16 protein-coding genes are annotated in these 18,991 nt (G+C 51.2%); all 16 read right to left on the minus strand.

What is annotated here, in order from left to right:
* Positions 1-74: 74 nt before the first annotated feature.
* Positions 75-2,234, minus strand: coding sequence for a polysaccharide biosynthesis tyrosine autokinase (locus tag ACTHTK_RS06575; RefSeq protein WP_107724021.1), 2,160 nt, complete (start codon positions 2,232-2,234; stop codon positions 75-77).
* 26 nt (positions 2,235-2,260) lie between these two features.
* Complete coding sequence (locus tag ACTHTK_RS06580) at positions 2,261-2,710, minus strand: low molecular weight protein-tyrosine-phosphatase (protein WP_107724022.1); 450 nt, start codon at positions 2,708-2,710, stop codon at positions 2,261-2,263.
* Between the two features lie 170 nt (positions 2,711-2,880).
* Positions 2,881-4,008 carry a polysaccharide export protein gene (locus ACTHTK_RS06585; RefSeq protein WP_107724023.1) on the minus strand — a complete coding sequence of 376 codons (1,128 nt, stop codon included), beginning with the start codon at positions 4,006-4,008 and terminating at the stop codon, positions 2,881-2,883.
* 43 nt (positions 4,009-4,051) lie between these two features.
* A complete protein-coding gene (locus ACTHTK_RS06590) occupies positions 4,052-5,953 on the minus strand; it encodes a polysaccharide biosynthesis protein (RefSeq protein ID WP_107724024.1) in 1,902 nt (633 codons plus the stop codon).
* 111 nt (positions 5,954-6,064) lie between these two features.
* On the minus strand, positions 6,065-7,240 hold the full coding sequence (locus tag ACTHTK_RS06595) for a DegT/DnrJ/EryC1/StrS family aminotransferase (protein ID WP_107724025.1): 1,176 nt from the start codon (positions 7,238-7,240) through the stop codon (positions 6,065-6,067).
* Complete coding sequence (locus ACTHTK_RS06600) at positions 7,233-8,012, minus strand: methionyl-tRNA formyltransferase (protein WP_039862513.1); 780 nt, start codon at positions 8,010-8,012, stop codon at positions 7,233-7,235. Before ACTHTK_RS06600 ends, ACTHTK_RS06595 begins: the two co-directional genes overlap by 8 nt.
* A 13-nt stretch (positions 8,013-8,025) precedes the next feature.
* The gene (locus ACTHTK_RS06605) at positions 8,026-8,718 is read right to left on the minus strand and encodes an HAD family hydrolase (protein ID WP_107724026.1); all 693 of its coding nucleotides are present in this window, start codon (positions 8,716-8,718) and stop codon (positions 8,026-8,028) included.
* Entirely contained in the window at positions 8,711-9,685 is a 975-nt protein-coding gene (locus ACTHTK_RS06610) for an ATP-grasp domain-containing protein (RefSeq protein ID WP_107724027.1), read from the minus strand. The genes ACTHTK_RS06605 and ACTHTK_RS06610 overlap by 8 nt, the downstream gene beginning before the upstream one ends.
* Positions 9,672-10,289: a sugar transferase gene (locus ACTHTK_RS06615; RefSeq protein WP_036492790.1), complete on the minus strand. Its 618-nt coding sequence runs from the start codon at positions 10,287-10,289 to the stop codon at positions 9,672-9,674. The genes ACTHTK_RS06610 and ACTHTK_RS06615 overlap by 14 nt, the downstream gene beginning before the upstream one ends.
* On the minus strand, positions 10,282-11,454 hold the full coding sequence (locus ACTHTK_RS06620; protein ID WP_107724028.1) for a glycosyltransferase: 1,173 nt from the start codon (positions 11,452-11,454) through the stop codon (positions 10,282-10,284). The genes ACTHTK_RS06615 and ACTHTK_RS06620 overlap by 8 nt, the downstream gene beginning before the upstream one ends.
* Positions 11,455-11,467: 13 nt before the next feature.
* Positions 11,468-12,538 carry a glycosyltransferase family 4 protein gene (locus ACTHTK_RS06625; RefSeq protein WP_004520868.1) on the minus strand — a complete coding sequence of 357 codons (1,071 nt, stop codon included), beginning with the start codon at positions 12,536-12,538 and terminating at the stop codon, positions 11,468-11,470.
* Positions 12,535-13,845, minus strand: coding sequence for an O-antigen ligase family protein (locus tag ACTHTK_RS06630; protein WP_049322610.1), 1,311 nt, complete (start codon positions 13,843-13,845; stop codon positions 12,535-12,537). Before ACTHTK_RS06630 ends, ACTHTK_RS06625 begins: the two co-directional genes overlap by 4 nt.
* Before the next feature lie 42 nt (positions 13,846-13,887).
* Positions 13,888-15,315: an oligosaccharide flippase family protein gene (locus ACTHTK_RS06635; RefSeq protein WP_107724029.1), complete on the minus strand. Its 1,428-nt coding sequence runs from the start codon at positions 15,313-15,315 to the stop codon at positions 13,888-13,890.
* 168 nt (positions 15,316-15,483) lie between these two features.
* The gene (locus ACTHTK_RS06640; RefSeq protein ID WP_070460459.1) at positions 15,484-16,791 is read right to left on the minus strand and encodes a nucleotide sugar dehydrogenase; all 1,308 of its coding nucleotides are present in this window, start codon (positions 16,789-16,791) and stop codon (positions 15,484-15,486) included.
* Positions 16,792-17,365: 574 nt separating this feature from the next.
* Complete coding sequence (ribD, locus tag ACTHTK_RS06645; protein ID WP_440378523.1) at positions 17,366-18,469, minus strand: bifunctional diaminohydroxyphosphoribosylaminopyrimidine deaminase/5-amino-6-(5-phosphoribosylamino)uracil reductase RibD; 1,104 nt, start codon at positions 18,467-18,469, stop codon at positions 17,366-17,368.
* A 14-nt stretch (positions 18,470-18,483) separates the two neighbouring features.
* Positions 18,484-18,936, minus strand: coding sequence for a transcriptional regulator NrdR (nrdR, locus tag ACTHTK_RS06650; protein WP_049350756.1), 453 nt, complete (start codon positions 18,934-18,936; stop codon positions 18,484-18,486).
* Positions 18,937-18,991: the final 55 nt, after the last annotated feature.

An 18,991-nucleotide genomic window follows, 5' to 3' on the forward strand; every position in this document is an offset into this window, starting at 1 on the left:
GGCGTTTGTGAAAAATATTTTGTGCCGTTTAAAAAGCCTTAGGCCGTCTGAAAGTTCAGACGGCCTGCTTCGGTTTATGATTTATTGTTACCGGAATGGTAGGCATCGTAGGCGTAGTAGTCGTAGCTGTTGTTGGCTTCGCGCTTCATGCCGTTGAGGACGACACCTTTGATGTTGATGTGGTTTTGTTTGAGGCGTTCGACGCTGGCCTCAAGCTCTCGTGCACGCGTGTGCGCATAACGGCTGATCATCAGGACGGTGCCTGCATGTTGGCCGATGATGACGGCGTCGGTCACGGCCAATACGGGCGGCGTGTCCAAGATGACGTAATCGTAGCGTTGGCGCGCGTGGGCGAGCAATTCGTTGAAACGGTTGTCCATCAAAAGCTCGGACGGATTGCTAGGATAGCTGCCGCTGCTGATGAGGTGGAGGTTTTCAATGCCGGTCTCTTGTACGGCTTTGGCCGGAGCCGCTTTGCCGCTTAGGATGTCAGACAAGCCGAACTCGGGGGTAAGGCCGAAGAGTCGGTCGAGGTAGCCTTTGCGCATATCGGTATCGATAAGCAGGACGCGTTTGCCCGATTGCGCCATTACGGCGGCGAGGTTGGCGGAGATAAAGGACTTGCCTGCCTCAGGCGAGGCACCGGTAATCATGAGGACGTTGTTAGGCGCGTCCAGCATGGAAAAGTAGATATTGGTGCGCAGGGCGCGGATGGCTTCGACTGCCGTGTCGGCACGGTCTTCGCTGGCCAGCAGATAGTTGGAACGGCCGCCGGTTTTCTTGAATTTGCTTTTGAAGAAGTCGCGTTTTTGCTGGGTTTTGGAGTGCGGAACAAGAGCGACGACTTCCAAATTGAGGTTTTCGATTTCTTCAGATGAAGTAATGCCGTTTTTCATGCGGTTGCGAATCATCAGCCACAAAGCGGTCAATGAGCCTGCGGCAAGTGCGCTCAGGAGCGTGATGACGGTTTTGCGCGGTGCAACGGGGTTTTCAGGGACATAGGCATAATCGACGATGCGGACATTACCTTGCGCACTGGCTTTCATGATGTTGAGTTCTTGTTGTTTGCTCAACAGTTGGACGTAGGTTGCTTGGTTGGTTTCTACGTCACGGGTCAGGCGGATAACTTCTTGTTGGGTGTTCGGCAACTCGGCGATTTGTTGGTTGATTTTGTTTTTAGCGCGCTCGAGAACGGAGAGTTTGTCCAATACGGCTTTATAGGAAGGGTGTTCCGGCGTGTACAACTCGGCCAAACCTGCTTCTTCGGTTTTGAGCAGGGTAATTTGGGTTTCGATGCCGGTCAGGCTTTCCAATGCGCCTTTGGACTCGAGCGGGATGTCGAGGGAACCTGATTGTTGGCGGTAGGCATTGAGTTTGTTTTCAGCATCTTGCAAGGTTTCTTTCAAGCGTGGCAATTCTTCGCTGATGAAAGCCAATCCGCTGGATGCAACTTGGACGTCGCGTTCGCGATTTTGCGCAACGTAGTTGTCGGCAATGCTGTTGAGGATGACGCTGGTACGTTTAGGGTCGGTGCCGGTAAAGGTAAGGTTGATGATGGGGCTGGTTTTACCTTTGCTGATGACCGCCAGTTTGTTTTGGATGTTTTCGATGGCGCTGATGCGGGAGAACTTGGTTAACGCAAATTCTTGACCCGGGTTGGCCAGGATTTGATCGATTTTGAGGGTGGTTTGATTGTTGATTTTCAGAGGCACGCCGACCTTACCTTCGACAACGCGTTTGTCAGGCAGGGTAAGGGTATAGGCTTTGTTGCTCTTGGCGGTCAGCGTGAAGGTTTTGTTGAACCATTCGTCTTGTACGGTAAAGCTGCCGACGGTCAGTTTGGGATCGGGGTCGCCGCTGATGTTGTGCATCAGGCTGCCGATAACGGGTGTGTATTTGGCTTTGACTTCTTGGTCAAGCTGAAGGTCGTCAACGGTTTTACCCAGCACCAGGCGTGATTGAACCAACTCGACTTCTGCTTCAGACGGCGTGGTTTGGTTGTTGAAGATGCTGTTGATTTCAGTCAGGATTTGGTTTTGTCGCGTTTCAATTTCCAGCATGGCGTCGGCACGGTATTGCGGAGTGGATGCCAGGCTGAAGGCTGCGCCAAGAATACCGCCTGCAAGCAGGGCGGCGAGGATTTTGTATTTATTTGTCCAAATTACTCGCAGCTGTTGGCCGAAGTCGATTTCGTCGTTGTCTGCGCTGTAAGGTGTGTAGGTCGTTTTTTTCATTGCTTGCTTTCTTGTTCATGCCGGTTTTATACCGGTTGAGTTTTTCCGTGTAGTTTGGTTTTCCAAGTGTCTGCGGCAGTATTGAGCTGTTCAAAAACGGCTTCAAACATTTCACTGCTTTGTTTGTATGGGTCAGGTACGGTTTTTTTAGGCAACCATTGGGCAAACAGCATGGTTTTGCTGCGTGCCGGCGGATGGATGTCGGCCACCATGTCGATTTGACAGGGCTCCATGACGAGAATCAAATCGGCCTGTTCGCACATTGGGGCGGTCAGTTGGCGTGCCGTATGGCCTGCAACGATAACGCCGTGTTTGAGTGCGGTTTTGATGGCTTGGAAATCGGCATCCTTACCTGCCAGTGCTTTTATGCCGGCGCTGCTGATGCGGCGGCCGGGTAGTTTTTTCTGCATGATCCGCTCTGCGGTGGGGGAGCGGCAGATGTTGCCTAGGCAGACGATGAGTATGTTGTGGTACATGATATTGTTTCGGTTTATGGTCTGAAAAAAGCGTGAGTCAGACTATAAGGTACTACTTTTCCGTTTGTGCGGTGTGTACGGCTTTTATATGCCGTTTATGTAATTTGGTCGGATTGTGCGTGATTTTGTATCCTGCTGTCAAACAAGGGTCTGACAGCAGGAATCACTGCTTATTTAAACGTATTGTCGAGGGTGTTGACGTTGCTGATGGAGTTTGTAATTTGTGACATTACGCGGTTCCAGCGGGTAACCGGGGCGGCGGTAACGTAAACGGTGTCTTCCGAACGCAGTTTGAATTCGCTGCCCAGTGCGTAAGAGGTCGCATCTTTCAGGTTGAGCTGGTAGATGTGGATAGGTTTGGCCGCATCTTCAGGTACGCGGCGGATCACGAATACGCCGGTTGCATCCGCATAGGCTTGGTTCATGCCGCCCACTTCGCCGAGCGCTTGGGTCAGGTTGAGGCCGTGATTGCCGATCGGCAGGGTGGCTTGTTTGCCGACTTCGCCCATGATGTAGATTTTGTTGTTGCTGCTGTTAGGAACGTAAACGATGTCGCCATGGCTGAGGAGATGGTTTTGCGACATATCGCCGTATTGCAGCATGTCTTGCAGGGAAATGGTGCGGTCGACGCCGTTGTGCGTCCATTTGATGTGTTGGGTGTCGGCACTTTGGGTGACACCGCCTGCTTGGTTGATGGCATCCAAAATGGTCATCGGAATATTGGTAATCGGTAGTTGACCTGCTTGGTTGATGGCACCGGATACAGAAATACGTTGCGAACGGAATTCGGTAACGTTGATGGCTACTTGAGGGTTTTTGATGTAGCGTTTCAGAAGGCTGGCCAGGGTATTTTGCAATTCGTCCAAAGTTTTGCCTTTAGCTTGAATTTTGCCTGCCAACGGGTAAGTGATATAACCGCCCTCATCTACCCAGGCGCCGCGGCTGACTTGGTTGGTTTGCGGGTTGCTTTGCTGGATGGGGGAATTAAGGTCGGAGTGCGCCCAAACCATGATATTGAGGACATCGCCACTGCCGATGCGGTAGCGGTAAGCGCTTTTGCTTTGCTCCAAGCCTTGGTTGGCTTGGGAAAGTACGGGTGGCGTACGCATTTTTTCAATCAGGTTGGGCGTGATGGGGTAAACGGCAACACGGCTGTCGAGGTTGGTATCGGCTGCGGTGTCGGTATCGGTGTAAACAATGGTTTTGGTTCTGGTTTTGATGGTTGAACCAGGAATGACTGTTGTGCTGTTGCAGGCAGTCAGTGCGAATAGAGTAAGCAGGGAGAGCGTTTTTTTCATGTAGTAGTCCTTGCGGGATAGTGTCCGGACCGTCTGAAAATGTTCAGACGGCCTTATTGTTTTGTTGCCAAACCAAGTCGCAGATATCGTCTTTAGGTACGAAGCCTGTCGGTGCGCGCAGCAGAAGCTGGCGCAGGCTGTTTTGGTCGCTTTGGAGACAAGCGGTTTGGAGTTCCGACAGTATGTCAGATAATTGCGTCCATGGAAGCATTACTTCACTGGCGGTCATAATACGGGGATGAGTGGTTTTTTGCACCTCGTCGCCGATGAGCAGTTCTTCATAAAGTTTCTCACCCGGGCGCAGGCCGGTAATCTTGATTTCGATGTCGCCGTGCGGGTGTTGCTCGTCTTTGACTTTGAGACCGCTGAGGACAATCATTTGACGGGCAAGGTCGATGATTTTGACAGATTCGCCCATGTCGAGGACGAATACGTCGCCGCCTTTACCCATTGCGCCGGCTTGGATAACCAGTTGCGCCGCTTCGGGAATGGTCATGAAGTAGCGGGTAATGTCTTGGTGGGTCAGGGTAATCGGGCCACCTTCGGCAATTTGTTTTTCAAATACCGGGACAACGGAGCCGGACGAACCCAATACATTGCCGAAACGCACCATGCAGAAGCGTGTTTTTTGTTCTGGCTCGGCGGCAAGCGCTTGCAGGCAGAGTTCGGCCATGCGTTTGCTGGCGCCCATGGTGTTGGTCGGACGGACGGCTTTGTCGGTGGAAATCAAAACAAAGGTGGAAACGCCAGCATCTACGGCAGCCTGCGCGCAGCAGAGTGTGCCGAACACGTTGTTTTGAATGCCTTCGATGGTGTTGAACTCTACCATAGGGACGTGTTTGTAGGCTGCGGCATGGTAGACGGTGTCGACGTGATAGGCTTGCATAATGCTGCTGAGGCGGTCTTTGTTTTGAACCGAACCCAAAAGCGGTACGACTTCGACTTGGCTGCCTTGCGCGGCTTGGGTTTCGCGCAATTCTTTGTCTATGCTGTATAGGGCAAATTCGGATAATTCAAACAACAGCAGTTTGGTCGGACGGCAGTTGAGAATCTGACGGCAAAGTTCGGAGCCGATAGAGCCGCCTGCGCCGGTCACCATCACGACTTTGTCGCTGATGTCGGCACTCATTAATTCAGGGCGCGGTGCCACAGGGGCGCGGCCGAGCAAATCGACCACAGAGATTTTTTTCAATGAGCTGACGTTGATTTTGCCGTCCACCAAATCTTTCATGCCCGGAATGGTCAGGACTTCGCATTTGTATGCTTCGAGGCGGCGGATGATGTCTTTGCGTTCTTCCGGCGTAGAACTTGGAATCGCCAGCAGAATTTTGCGTACGCCGTAGCGGCTGATCAGCATCGGGATTTCGTTGGGGTTGTAGACGGCAAGGTCATAGATGACGGTACGTTGGATTTTCGGGTTGTCATCGACAAAGGCGATGGCCGAGTATTCGTTAACCTGTTTGATGGCTTCCAACAACTGGCGGCCGGATTGGCCTGCACCGTAGATGATGACGGGGGTCATTTGTTTGCGGTGATGATCGGTCAGAATCGCACGCAGGATCATACGCGAGCTGGTCACGCCGACCACCAAGACCAAGAAATAGACGATGGGCAGGGCAAGGTGCAGTTTTTGCTCAAAAACCAGGGTGGTCAGGCAGAACAAGACCGCTGAAATAATGCTGCCGAATGCGGCGGCGGTCAGGACGCGGACGCTGACGAAGCGCGTAACGGCGCGGTAGAGGCCGATACGGATGAAAAGGATGATGGTCAGCAACGCAGTGCTGCCGAAAGCTAGCCAGTTGGCGATACTCAACCATTCGTCGGAGTATTGCACTTTGAGGCTTTGGGCAAACCAAAACGCCACGAATATCATCAAGATATCGTGAATGACGAAGAAGGTTTTTTTTAGATTGCGCGGCAGAGCCAGCAGGGTTTCCAAGTTCATTTTATTTTTTACGTGTGTCTGAGTGTTGTAATGTGGCTTGGTACGGATTGTTTGAAGCAGGCTGTTTTGCTTTTTTCAGACGGCCTGAAGTTGCAGGCCGTCTGAAAATGATTATGCCGTGGCTTCAGTCAATACGGCTTCTATGTTTTCTTTGCAGAACGCAATTTCTTCATCGGTCAGGGTTGGGTGCACCAAGAACATCAGGCTGGTGTCGCCCAACTCGACAGCGTTTTTCAAACGCTCTTTCGGACGCCAAGGCGTGTTGTCAAAGGCTTTTTCCAAATACACTTCGGAGCAACTGCCTTGATAGCATGGCACTTTGCGCGCGTTCAGTTCGTTGACGATGCGGTCGCGTGTCCAGCCTTCTTTCAGGTGTTCGGGTTTGACGAAAACGTAGAACTTGTATTGCGCGTGTTCGATGTAGTCGGCCACTTCAACCAAACGGATGCTGGCAAATTTGCCCAAGCTTTCAGCCAGTTTGGCAGCGTGCGCTTGACGGCGGGCAGTCCATTCAGGCATGCGTTTGAGCTGGATGCGGCCGATGACCGCCTGCATTTCCATCATGCGCCAGTTGGTGCCGAAGCTTTCGTGCAACCAGCGGAAACCGGGTGCGTGTTCGCGGTGGTACACGGCATCGTAGCTTTTGCCGTGGTCTTTGTACGACCACATTTTGCTCCACAGCTCTTTGTCGTTGGTAGTAACCATGCCGCCTTCGCCGCCGGTGGTCATGACTTTGTCTTGGCAGAACGACCAAGCACCGACGTGACCGATAGAGCCGACGGATTTGCCTTTGTATTTCGCACCGTGCGCTTGGGCGCAGTCTTCGATAACCCACAAGTTATGTTCTTTTGCCAAAGCCATGATGTCGTCCATTTCGGCAGGCATACCGGCAAGGTGAACCACGATGATGGCTTTGGTGTTTGGCGTCAAAGCGGCTTTGATGGTTTCGGCGCTGATGTTTTGGCTGTTCAAATCGACATCGGCAAACACCGGATTTGCGCCGGCGGTCACGATGCAGGACGCTGAAGCCAAGAAAGTACGCGAAGTGACAATCACATCATCGCCTTGGCCGATACCCATTGCTTTGAGGGCTACGTCCAAAGCCAACGTACCGTTGGAAAGGGCGACGGCGTATTGCGTGCCGACAAAGGCGGCAAATTCTTTTTCAAATTCGCGACATTCCGTACCTGTCCAGTAGTTGACTTTGTTGGACAGCAGGACTTTGGAAACGGCATCGGCTTCTTCTTGAGTAAAGCTTGGCCATGGGGAGAGTGATGTATTAAGCATTTGTTTTTCCTGCGAAAAGACTGGTTGAGCCTTTGGGGGCGATTTCTTCCAGCAGTTGGCGATTGATCAGGGTGTATTTCTGACCGTTGATTTCGACGTATGCGCCGTCGTAAGGAGGGAACCAGAAGGCGCGGATTTTCTTCTCGATATTGTCGCCGTCGTGGATTTGCTTCATGGCTTCCATCTCGTCGCGGCTGACGTAGCGGCCACCAATGTTTGGCGTGGTTGGCAATTTGGTTTTCGACTCGATGGCGCGGGTGATGATGCGTCGTGCGAAATCTTCCAATGCCTGCATGGTTTTGCGTTCGAGCGATTGGGCGGTTTCTGTTTCGGCGTCGATAGGGAAACGGTCCACTTCGATAATTTCACCGGTATCGATGGAAGCGTCGACGTAGTGGGCAGTATTGCCCCATTCGTTCAGCTCGTCCATGATGGCCAGGTTGTAGCCGCCCGTGCCTTTGTATTCGGGCAACAGCGCAGGGTGGAAGTTGATCGTGCCTAAAGTCGGAATGCTCAGGAATTCATCACGCAGCTTGCGCCAGTAAAGGACGGACAAGCCCAAATCGTATTTCAGACGGCCTTCTCGCATTGCTTCCAAAGCCGTATCGAAGGTGTACAGGGGCAAGCCCAATTCCTGCGCGGCGGCCGTAGTCGGCGAGCCTTGCAGATGGCTGTCGGTCAAGACACCGATGATTTCGATATGGTCTTGTTTGGTCAAAAAACGAAGCAGGTTGGCGGAAACCTGTTTACGACCCATAAATAAGATTTTCATGGAGAAATGTCCCTTATGCATTTGCTTTTTCGGTGGCGGAAGTTGTCAGTGTAGTCAGTTCTTCCAGGGTGTTTATCCAAAGGGTGGGCTGGTATTCACGACCGTATTGCTCGGGCTCGGCTTGATGAATATTGTGCGGCTTAGGCATAATGCCTATGGAGAGCCAACCCAGTTTGTTGGGTGCGACAAAATCTTTTTTGATGTTGTCGCCGATGTAGATGAAACGTTTTGCAGCCGGATATTTGTTTTGCAGGAAGACAAAACGCTTATCGTCGGGTTTTTCCGATTGCATGGCTTCTGAAATCAAAATGTCGTCAAACAAATCGGTCAACCCCAAGGCCTGTATTTTCAAACGCTGTGTCAGACTGCGGCCGTCTGTAATCAGGGCGCATGCGGCAAAAGGGCGCATCAGCTTCCGTAAAAAAGACGGTTCGACATAAGGTCGGATAACAGGCCTATGTAGTCGATATTGCCACAAGAGTGATTGTTTCTCTGATTCGTTTAATTTGCAATGATGACACAAATTGTCGAGCCAGTCTTTACTTTTATTGTCGGCAATTTCATATAGTACGCCGGCATTGTATTGCGGATAAAGCGACGTAATCATCTCTACAACTGCCCGTATTCCGGAGCATTTGTAGTCATGTTCGGAGTAAAGCGTATCGTCAAGGTCAAAAACGATGACGGATTCTTCCGGCTTAATCATGTTCTCTTACCAAAACCTTAGCATCATAACGAAGCATGATTAAATTGTTTTCCCAGTCGTCGGAGAAGGGAATGTCTTGGCCGCCGATGTATTCTTGAATCAGCCAGCCCGGATAGTTGCCGCCTGCGGCGTAGGTCAGTGGGAAACCGCCGCCGAAACGCGGGTTGATTTCCACGCCGTAGGTCGTATTGTCGGTTTTGCTGACGAAGAACTGCGCGGTAATGCAGCCGCGTGCGCCTTCCAATACGGTCATTTTTTCAACCAACTCTTCATACAGGGCATTGCGCCGGGTCGCGCCTTTGCTGACTTCGCCGGTACGCACTTCCAAACGTTCGCGAGGAATGGCGCATTTCAGACGGCCTTGACGGTCGTAATACATATCGACGGTGAACTCGGAAAAAGCATTTTCAATATCGATGTATTGGGCGAACATCATTTTCGGATCTTCGGCAATGTCGGCGGTCAGATCGGCCGGTGTGTTGATTTTTTTCGCACCGATGGCGCGGCTGCCGTCGTAAGGCTTGGCAAAACACGGGAAGGCCAGGCTGTCCCGTTCGTAAATTTCAGGCGAACGGATGCCGTATTGTGCAAACAGGCCTGCGGTCAGGCGCTTGTCGCGGCACAGGGTAATCAGTTTGGCGTCGGAAATGACGATGTGTATTCCTTCGGCTTCAAAACGGTCGCGTGCTTCGGCCAGCTTGAGCAGTTCGGTATCGATGGTCGGCACAATCAGGCCGATGTTGTGTTGTTTGGCCAGTTCGAAAATGCTGTCGATGTATTCGGCTGCGTCGATGCGCGGTACGCTGAAAGCGCGGTCGGCGACATGACAGGCTGAAGACATGTGGGGATTGAGGTCGGTGGCAAATACGCCGATGCCGTCTGAAAAACGTGCGGCTTCGGTTTGGAAGTCCTGCACCAATTCGACGCGGCGGCCTGCCGACAGAATCAGTATGTTATTTTTTTTCATCAGTTTTATTACCCGTGAAATAAGGCATAGTGGCTTCTCCTTCGGCTGAGATGCCTTCTTTGACGAAGACTTTTTTAACCGTCAGGAACAAAATTTTAATATCCAGCCAGAAGCTGAAGTGGTCGATGTACCAAACATCGTGGGCGAACTTTTCGTCCCATGAAATAGCGTTGCGGCCATTGACTTGCGCCCAACCGGTCACGCCCGGTTTCATTTCGTGGCGGCGGTTTTGGAAGTCGTTGTACAACGGCAGGTAGTGCATCAGCAGCGGACGAGGGCCAACCAAACTCATCTCGCCTTTTAAGACATTCCATAATTCAGGAAGTTCGTCCAAGCTGGTGGCACGTAATTTTTTGCCGAAATCGGTCAGGCGTTCGCTGTCCGGTAACGGGTTGCCGTCTTTATCGATTGCATCGCGCATGGAGCGGAATTTAATCATTTTAAACGGCTTGCCGTCTTTACCCGGCCGCTCTTGGATGAAGAACACGGGCGAGCCTAAGTTTTTGCGGATGAGGTACACCAAAATCAAAAACACAGGCGACAGGATAATCAGCCCAGAGGCGGAGGCAACAATGTCAAACAGGCGTTTGAAAAATTTATTCATGAGCTAATCTTTCAATCAGGTTGACGATTTTTTGATAGGCAACGTCGCGCTTGAAGCGGCGGACGATTTCTTCGGACTGAACAGGATCGTCTTTGCGCTTCAAAATATCTTTGGCGGCTTTAACGAAGCTGTCCACATCGCCGGAACGGTAGTTCGCATGCGGCAGCAGGGTAAGGACTTCGGCAACTTCGTCGTTGACCTGGCTGTTCAGAATCGGTTTTTGCAAAGCCATATAGTCGGAAAGTTTGTTGGTAATCGACTGCATGGCGTAAGAGTGGATGGCGTTGACGGAAATGTCGCAGCCTTTGGCGACCGACATCATTTCGGCGTAAGGAATGTAGCCGTAAAACTTGATGCCGTCGCAGGCATATTGTTTGAGCCTGTCTAAATCGGGGCCGCCGCCCATGATGTGCAACTCGACGTTTTCGCCGGCATCCAACAGCTTGCGAACGCCTTTGCACACGGTTTCCACGTCATAGCTGTAACTGAGCGTGCCCAAGTAGAAAAAGCGGATTTTGTCGTCGCCGAAATTTTTGGCAGGCGCGGCATCGAGTTTCGGAAAATCCGCGCCGATATAGACGACTTCGCCGGGTACATTCGGATTGGCTTCTTTGGCACGGTCGAGATAAGTCTGTGATACGGCAACCAGCGCGTCGGCGTAGCGGTAGGCTTGGTTGGCGCGTGAAGCAAAGGGCAGCAGGTTATGCGGTACTTTTTTCAAAAACGGTACGACCGAGGAGAAGGACTCCGGCCATACGTCCTGCACATCGACAATCAGCTTGTAGCCCAAACGCGCTTTGTGTTTGCCCAAGAGCAGGTTGGTGGCAATCAGCGGATAGGCGGAAAAGACGACGTCTTGTTCGCCCGGACGGCAGTTTTCCAACCATTTTTCAAAATGTTTGACGAAGCGGTGATGGCTGGTTACGCGCCTTAAAGACACGTTTTTGCTGTACCCGCTTTCTTCCAACAACATCACTTTCAGACGGCCTTGTGAGGCGGCCTCGGCATCTTCGGGCCGTCTGAAAGATTTGTCGTAGTGCTTGAAGTTGCTGGTAATCAGCAACACGTCATGCGACTGCGACAACAGCTCGGCAAGATACCAGAAGCGGTTGAAATGCGGCTCGGACGGCAGCGAGCAATAAGGGGCGACGATGGTAATGTTCATGTTTCAGACGGCCTTACATTTCGTACGCAGCCATGGTGGTGCGGTAGATTTCGTCGTCGGAGCATAAAGTTTCGACGTGTTTGTGCAGGGCTTTGCCCATTTGACCGCGCAGCTCTGGATGCTTGATGAGTGTATCGACGGCTTCGATAAACGCTTCGTCATCGCCGAAAGGAATGCAGTAGCCGGTTTGGCCGGTGATGACCATTTCGGAAATGCCCGCCATGTTGTAGGTCACGACAGGTGTGTCGTAAAGGCCGGCTTCCAAAATATTGTTGCCGACGCCTGCACCGTGGTCGCCCACGCAATGCGGCGTGTTCACCAAAATATCGACTTCTTTGAAGTAGCCGGTCAAGTCGCGGACGCCGCCGAGGAAGGTAACTTTGTCTTCGATGCCCAAACGTTTGGCTTGGGCTTTGAGGTTGTCCATTTCTTCGCCGATGCCTGCAACGTTGAGGCGTACAGGCATACCGCGGTCAACCATTTTCTTCAAAATATCCAGCATTAAATGCACGGCGCGGACGGTGTCCAAACGGGAAAGCGTGCCCAGTTGGACATAGTCTTTGACTGTTTTTTCAGGAACGTAATCCGCTTTGTGCAGGGCGTTGTAAGTGTAGGTGATGCGGTTGGCAGGGAAACCGTAACGGATGAGTTTTTCGCGTTCGTGTTTGCAGTTGCCGATGATGTATACGCCCAGCTTGTCGAAAAGCTTGGCAATTTTCGGATAAGTTTCCGGATCAAGGCCGCGCGCGTGGTAGAACACTTTGGTTTTTGGTGAGGCAAACTTGGCCGCAATGGCGCAGGCCGGAACGATACGCGCCATTTGGCAGTGAATCACATCGGGTTTCTCTTTTTTCAGCAGTTTCATGTAGGCAAACATGCCTTTGATGTAACCCAAAAGACCGCCTTGGTAAAAATCAATCGGCTGCCAACGGATGCCCAATGCTTGCGCTTCCTGAATCAAAGGGCCGTCTGAAGAGGCCAATACGATATCGTGTCCGCGTTGTTTGAGCAGGCGGCCGAGGCGGAAAGTGGCGTTTTCAGTGCCACCGAGGCCGGACATGGAGGTAGTCAGGATGATTTTCATGATGGTTTCTTCGTATCGTATAGTGTTTCGTTGTATGCGTAAGCGGCCATATCTTTCAGCTTGGGCGCAACAAATACGCTGTAAATAAAAATCAGCAGGCAGGGCAGCCAGATAAACGGCATACGCAAAATGGTGGACGGAATAAAACCGGCCAGCAGGAAAATGCCCAAGGCAACCCAAGCCAAAACGCGCGATTTGCCGGTTACTGCGCGGTTTGAGGCGGTGTAGAGGAAATAACACGCCACAAAGGCAATAAAGCCGAGCAGGGAAATCATGCCGAAACCCAGATACAGCTCGATGATGAAGCTGTGCGGGTTTTCAAAGCCCAAGCTGCCGCTCAAATGGCCGCCGAAATATTCGCGGAAGTTTTTAGGGCCGTAGCCGGTCAGCAGCAGGGGCGGATTGTTCCAGAAGTAGTTGTAAATCTCCTGACGGTAGGACACGGAGTTGTCGCTGCCCAAGTCGTACAGGAAGAGGTACACGCGGCTGGAAAAGCGTTCCAAAAACTGGTTGCCGTTGAGCGACAGCAAAAATTCCGCAATCGCGCGTGACGGAATCATCGACAACACCAACGCCAGCAAACCTGCTACGCCGACCGTAATAAAACCGTTTTTGCGATAGGCCGTATAAACCAGCAAAATTAACAGGTAACAGCCGATGGCGGTACGCGATACGCTAGCGAAAATGGCCATGCCCAACAGCAGGAACAAGCCCCAGCCCAGCAGTTTTTCTTTGTGTTTCCGTCCTTGGAGTTGGAAGAAAAACAAAATGGCAGGCGCAAGGCAGACTGCGGTAGCGGCAAGGTTGTTCGGGTTAAAGAACAAGCCTTTGAGCGAGCCTTCATCAATAGCCAACTCATCGCTGGCACTCACAAACTGAATACCGGTGGCCAGCTCTGCAAACGGCGGCACGGCGATAAACAGCGTAAATACGACGAGGAACTTCTGAATCGTCCTCAAAGGGTCGTCGGCGCGCTTCAATACTTGGTAAAACAAGTAGAAGAAAGCCGGAACCGCCATAAAAAACAAAATATCCATGTACTGCGTCGGCGTCAGCGACGTAATGCCCATGTGGATGGCAGGCCAGATGCACATGGCAGTCAGGGCGCAGAGCATGGCAAAAATCTTGCGCGGAATATGCTTGCTTTCCAGAAAAAATACGACAAAACCAAGCAGTACAAATATCAGGGTCAGCGGGTTATCAATACGCGGTACGCCGACCTTAAAGGACAGCGCGGGCCCCAGCATATAGGCTGCGAGCATGATGTATAGGATGTAAGTGTATAAGTTCAGACGTTTTATTTTCATAGTCGTTCTGTTGTTATCGTAGAGACGTGAATCTCAGGTTGGCTATTTTGCCGAACGGTTTAATTTGGCTTTGATTTTTTCGGTCGCGGCAAATAGTGCGTGTTTGTATTTTAGGAACAGGAAACCCAGTCCGACTGCCCATGCCAGCGCAAACCAAATATAGTTGTCGCGTGTACCCAGCCAAGTGTAGGCAAGGCAGATTATCAGGCAGAGCGTTGAGTTGGTATAAATCTTCAGGCGCGGCAAAGGCTGCCACAGGCGTGAAGAGAATTCGGTTTTCAAGATGAAAAACAGCCAAAAAGCCGTTGCGCTGGCCATAGCTGCACCTTTTGCACCAAATTTCGGTACCAACAGATAGAGTAGGGCGGTATTGGCGATAAAGGCAACGATGTTGATGACAGTAATCAGCCAAGTCGAGCGGACGACGTTCAAACCGATGCCGCTGACTTCGGTCAGCGTGTAAAACAGGGGGAAGAGCATACACGAGAGCAGGATAAATTGAACCTGCGTGTATTTTTCCGGCAGTATCCAGGTCGCCATCGGCGAGAAAATCCCGATGAGGCAAATCATTGCGCTGATGAGGACGGTCATGGAAAGCGTGATGTCGCCGATTTTGTCCAGATTGTTTTTTTCTTCTACCCATTTGAACACCAAAGGCGCCCAAATGGTGGAGAACACGCTTTGGAAAATCAAGGCGACGGCGCCAAAGCTGACCGCCATCGAATAAATGCCCAACTCGTCCAAGCCAGAGATGTTTTTGAGGACAAAGCGGTCAATCGAAGTCAGGCCCCAATAGGCCAAGTTGCCGAATGCCAGCGGCAGGCCGTAGCGCAGGCCGTCCCGATGCAGCTCGGACGACCATTTCGCATGGGAAACGGCTTGCAGATCTCGGCGCAGTTGATAGATCAACAGTAAAACAGTCAGCACTTGGGCTGCGGTGTAGGCAAAAACCAGCGAAGTAGTATTGGCAGGCAAGCCGGAAGCAATCACGGCAAAAACCAACACCAAAATCAAGAATTTCGGCGCAAGCTGGCTGACGGAAAAAGCCAATGCCTGCTCTTTCATCCGCAAAATCAAGGCTAAAAAACGGATAATCAGCGTGGTGGCTAAGAAAATCAGGAAGAGAATCCCCAAATTCGCACTGGGGATGTCGAAAATGATTTCAGACGGCCATGATGCGTTTATCAGCAACACTAAAACCACAACCGCCACCGTCAGAATCAATGGCGATAAAAAAACGGATTTGAACAGCGCGGCCTTGTCTTTAACGGCGTAATAGTCGCGAATATAGGATTGGTCCAGCCCCAAGCCCAAGAGCAGAATGCTCAGTCCGGCAATGGTCTGCAAGAGTACGATACGGCCGATGTCTTCCGCAGGGAAGTACCATGAGATGAGCGGCAGGGAAAGCAGGCCGAAAGCGGCGCTTCCTATCGGGCCCAATGCGTAGCCGAGGATTTTTTTCGCGTTCATATTATTTGTTTTCAGACGGCCAGAAGTTCGAGCTGAGCGTTTTTCGTAAGAGATGCGTTGTTACCGTTGCCGGTTTGCCAAGGCCGTCTGAAAAACAAATGGCCTTGGGAAACCGGCCGCCGTCCCAGTCGGGGAAACCGGTGGCAGCCGGATGCGTCTGAAGCAAGATTATGCTTTGATGACTTTAGGATTTTTCACTGGGAATTTGCCGCGAGTATCGACAATCAGCTTGGCATGTTCGGTGATCATGTCATAGTCGAATTTGTCGTGATCGGTGGTCAGAACCACGCAGTCGTATTGAGCGACAGTTTCAGGGGTCAGCGCTTCGCTCTTCAGGTCGAAGTAGTGGTGGCCGGGGATATGTGGGAACTCTGGAACGTGCGGGTCAGAGTAGGAAACCACTGCGCCCAGTTTGTGCAGGCGGTCCATCACTTCCACAGACGGGCTTTCACGCATATCGTCCACGTTTTTCTTGTAGGCGATACCCAATACCAAGATTTTGCTGTCTTTGATAGAACGGTTGTGGTCATTCAAAGCCAGGCCGACTTTTTCGATAACGTAGTCGGGCATGTGGGAGTTCACTTCGCCAGCCAGCTCGATGAAACGGGTGTTTACACCGTATTCTCGTGCTTTCCAAGTCAGGTAGAACGGGTCGATAGGGATACAGTGGCCGCCCAATCCAGGGCCTGGATAATAAGCAACGAAGCCGAACGGTTTGGTTGCAGCGGCATTGATGACTTCGTGAATGTCGATGCCCATTTTGTCGGCAACGATTTTCATCTCGTTCACCAAGCCGATGTTTACGGCGCGGTGGATGTTTTCCAGAAGTTTGGTCAGCTCGGCAGCTTTGGTGGAGCTTACTGGAACAACTTTATCGATGGCAGGTTGGTACAGCGCAAGGCCGACTTCCAAACACGCTGGGGTATGGCCGCCGATGACTTTTGGAATGGTACGGGTTTCAAAGTTAGGGTTGCCCGGGTCTTCACGCTCAGGAGAGTAAACCAAGAATACGTCTTGACCGACTTTCAAGCCGCCTTCTTCCATGCGTGGCAGCAATTCTTCTTCGGTAGTACCGGGGTAGGTGGTGGATTCTAAAGACAGCACTTGACCGGCGCGCAGGTAAGGTTTTACCGCATCGGTAGTGTCAATCACAAAGCTCATGTCCGGCTCACGGTATTTGTTCAGCGGAGTCGGTACGCACAAAATGACGGCTTCTACTTCGCCGATGCGGGAGAAGTCGGTCGTTGCTTCAAACAGGCTGTTGGAAGCAGCGGCAATTTTGTCGGAAGGGATATGCTCAATGTAGCTTTCGCCTTTGTTGAGCTTGTCGACTTTGTTGGTGTCAATGTCGAAACCCAAAACTTGGTAACCGATATCCACATAGCGCAACATCAGTGGTAAACCGACGTAGCCTAAGCCAACGATGCCGATTTTTGCGGTCTTATCGGCAAATTTTTGTATCGTAACGTTTTTCATGATGTCTTTCGTTTAATGAATGAGTAAATCGGGAGTGTTTTCCCGAAGCCTGAGTTGTTTGCTGCAACCGCATAGCCATAGCCGGCTGCCGTATCGTGTGAAGCCTTAAAACCATACTTATAATTACATTAGACGAAATCATAAGCACTTATCTGATTCGTCTCAATCAAAAAAGTTTAACGGTCGTTCAGACGGCCTGTAAGGTATGAAAAAGGTATTTTTGAATATTGAATTTTTAGAAATTACACTCAACTAAATGTTTTAATTTTAAATATCTCTTTGTCAAATGCATGGTTCATGAAATTAAACTACCGTTTATGCCGTTTAAAACCCTTCTAGAATAAAAAATTTTAATAAATTTTCATGGCTTAACTTATCTTAATAATTCATTCTTTCGTGATGAAAAAAAGGAAAATTTGTCGACAATCAGCTTAAGGATAGTTAACACAAGTCAAAGTTTTAAGTTGGAATACGTTGTAGTCATTATAATATTTCGATGAAAAAAACACATTTATTGCTATGCAAATGATAGATAGATTCTATTGAAAATGGTTTAATTATCAAGCTGAGGCAACTAGACGGATTTTTTCCGTAGAACCCATTTAATGTCCTGCCCGATGATTTCTACCGATTGACTTTGCCAAGAGCCGTCTGAAAGTAGGGCGGCCGGATTTTCAGGGAGGGAGAATAGAGGTTTGCCTGCGCCCAATAGTTTCGGCGCTTGGTAGAGGACGATTTCATCCACCAAGTCATCCTTCAGGAAGGCTGAGGCAAGTGTTGAGCCGGCTTCTACCAGAACTTCGCCAAAGCCAAGCTCTGCCAGTTGCGGCATGAGGGAAAGAAGATTGATGCGGCCATTGATGTGTTCAGACGGCCTGATGATGCGGATATGTTCAAATTTACCCAGCGCCTGCAAACGTTGTTCGTCTGAGGAAAGGGTAACGATAACGGTCGGGCTTTCGGTATCGGTCACGAGGTGGCAGTCCAAAGGGATTTGCAGCCGGCTGTCCAAGACGATACGCGCAGGTTGGCGCAGGGTAGGGAAGCTGCGGATGTTGAGTTTCGGGTTGTCGGCAAGTACGGTACCGATACCGGTCAAAACGGCGCAACTTTCGGCGCGGAGAATTTGTACGTCTTCGCGCGCTGCTTTGCCGGTAATCCAAAAGCTGCGGCCGTCTGAAAGGGCGGTTTTACCGTCCAAACTGGCGGCACATTTGAGGCGGACAAATGGTCTGCCACGTTCGATACGCGACAGGAAACCGCGGTTGAGCTCGCGCGCCTGCGCTTCCAGCAAACCGCTTTCTGTACGGATTCCGGCAGCTTCCAGCATAGACAAGCCTTTGCCTGCGACCAATGGGTTAGGGTCGGTCATAGCGGCGACCACGCGCGTTACGCCGGAATGAATGAGCGCTTCGGCACATGGCGGTGTGCGGCCGTAATGGCTGCAAGGTTCCAGCGTGACATAGGCTGTTGCGCCTTTTGCCGCCGCTCCGGCCTGCCTCAATGCGTGAACTTCAGCGTGCGGCTCGCCTGCTTTGACGTGGAAACCTTGTCCGACGATTTGTGTGCCGTGTGCAATCACGCAACCGACGCGGGGATTGGGGGAAGTAGAAAACCGCCCAAGCTTGGCCAGCTCGAGGGCGGTTTGCATCATTTGGGTATCAAGTGCGGAAAACATGGTTTCAGACGGCCTTATTTGGCTTTGCATTCGGCGATGACTTGGGTGAATTCGGAAACGTCTTTAAAGCTTTTATAGACAGACGCGAAGCGGACATAAGCGACTTGGTCGATTTTTGCCAGCTCTTCCATCGCCATTTCGCCGACGATGTGCGAAGCGACTTCTTTTTTGCCCAAACGGTAGAGGCGTTGCTCGATAAGGGCAACGGTTTCATCGATTTGTTCTTGCGTAACAGGGCGTTTGTGCAGCGCGCGCTCAAGGCTGGTCTGCAGTTTGTGCGGATTGAAGGGAACCCGTGTGCTGTCGGATTTGATGATTTGCGGCATCCGCATTTCAACGGTTTCAAAGGTGCTGAAGCGTTGACCGCATTCCAAGCATTTGCGACGGCGACGGATGCTGTTGGTGTCTTCCAGCCATCGCGAGTCGGTTACTTGTGTGTTGGGGTGTTGGCAAAACGGGCACTTCATCGGGTTTCCTTGTCATACGCTCGGCAAGGTCGCTAAGCAATTGAATTTATTGTTT

The organism is Neisseria sp. P0006.S009, assembly GCF_051962915.1.
In the GTDB taxonomy this organism is placed as follows: Bacteria; Pseudomonadota; Gammaproteobacteria; order Burkholderiales; family Neisseriaceae; genus Neisseria; species Neisseria subflava_E.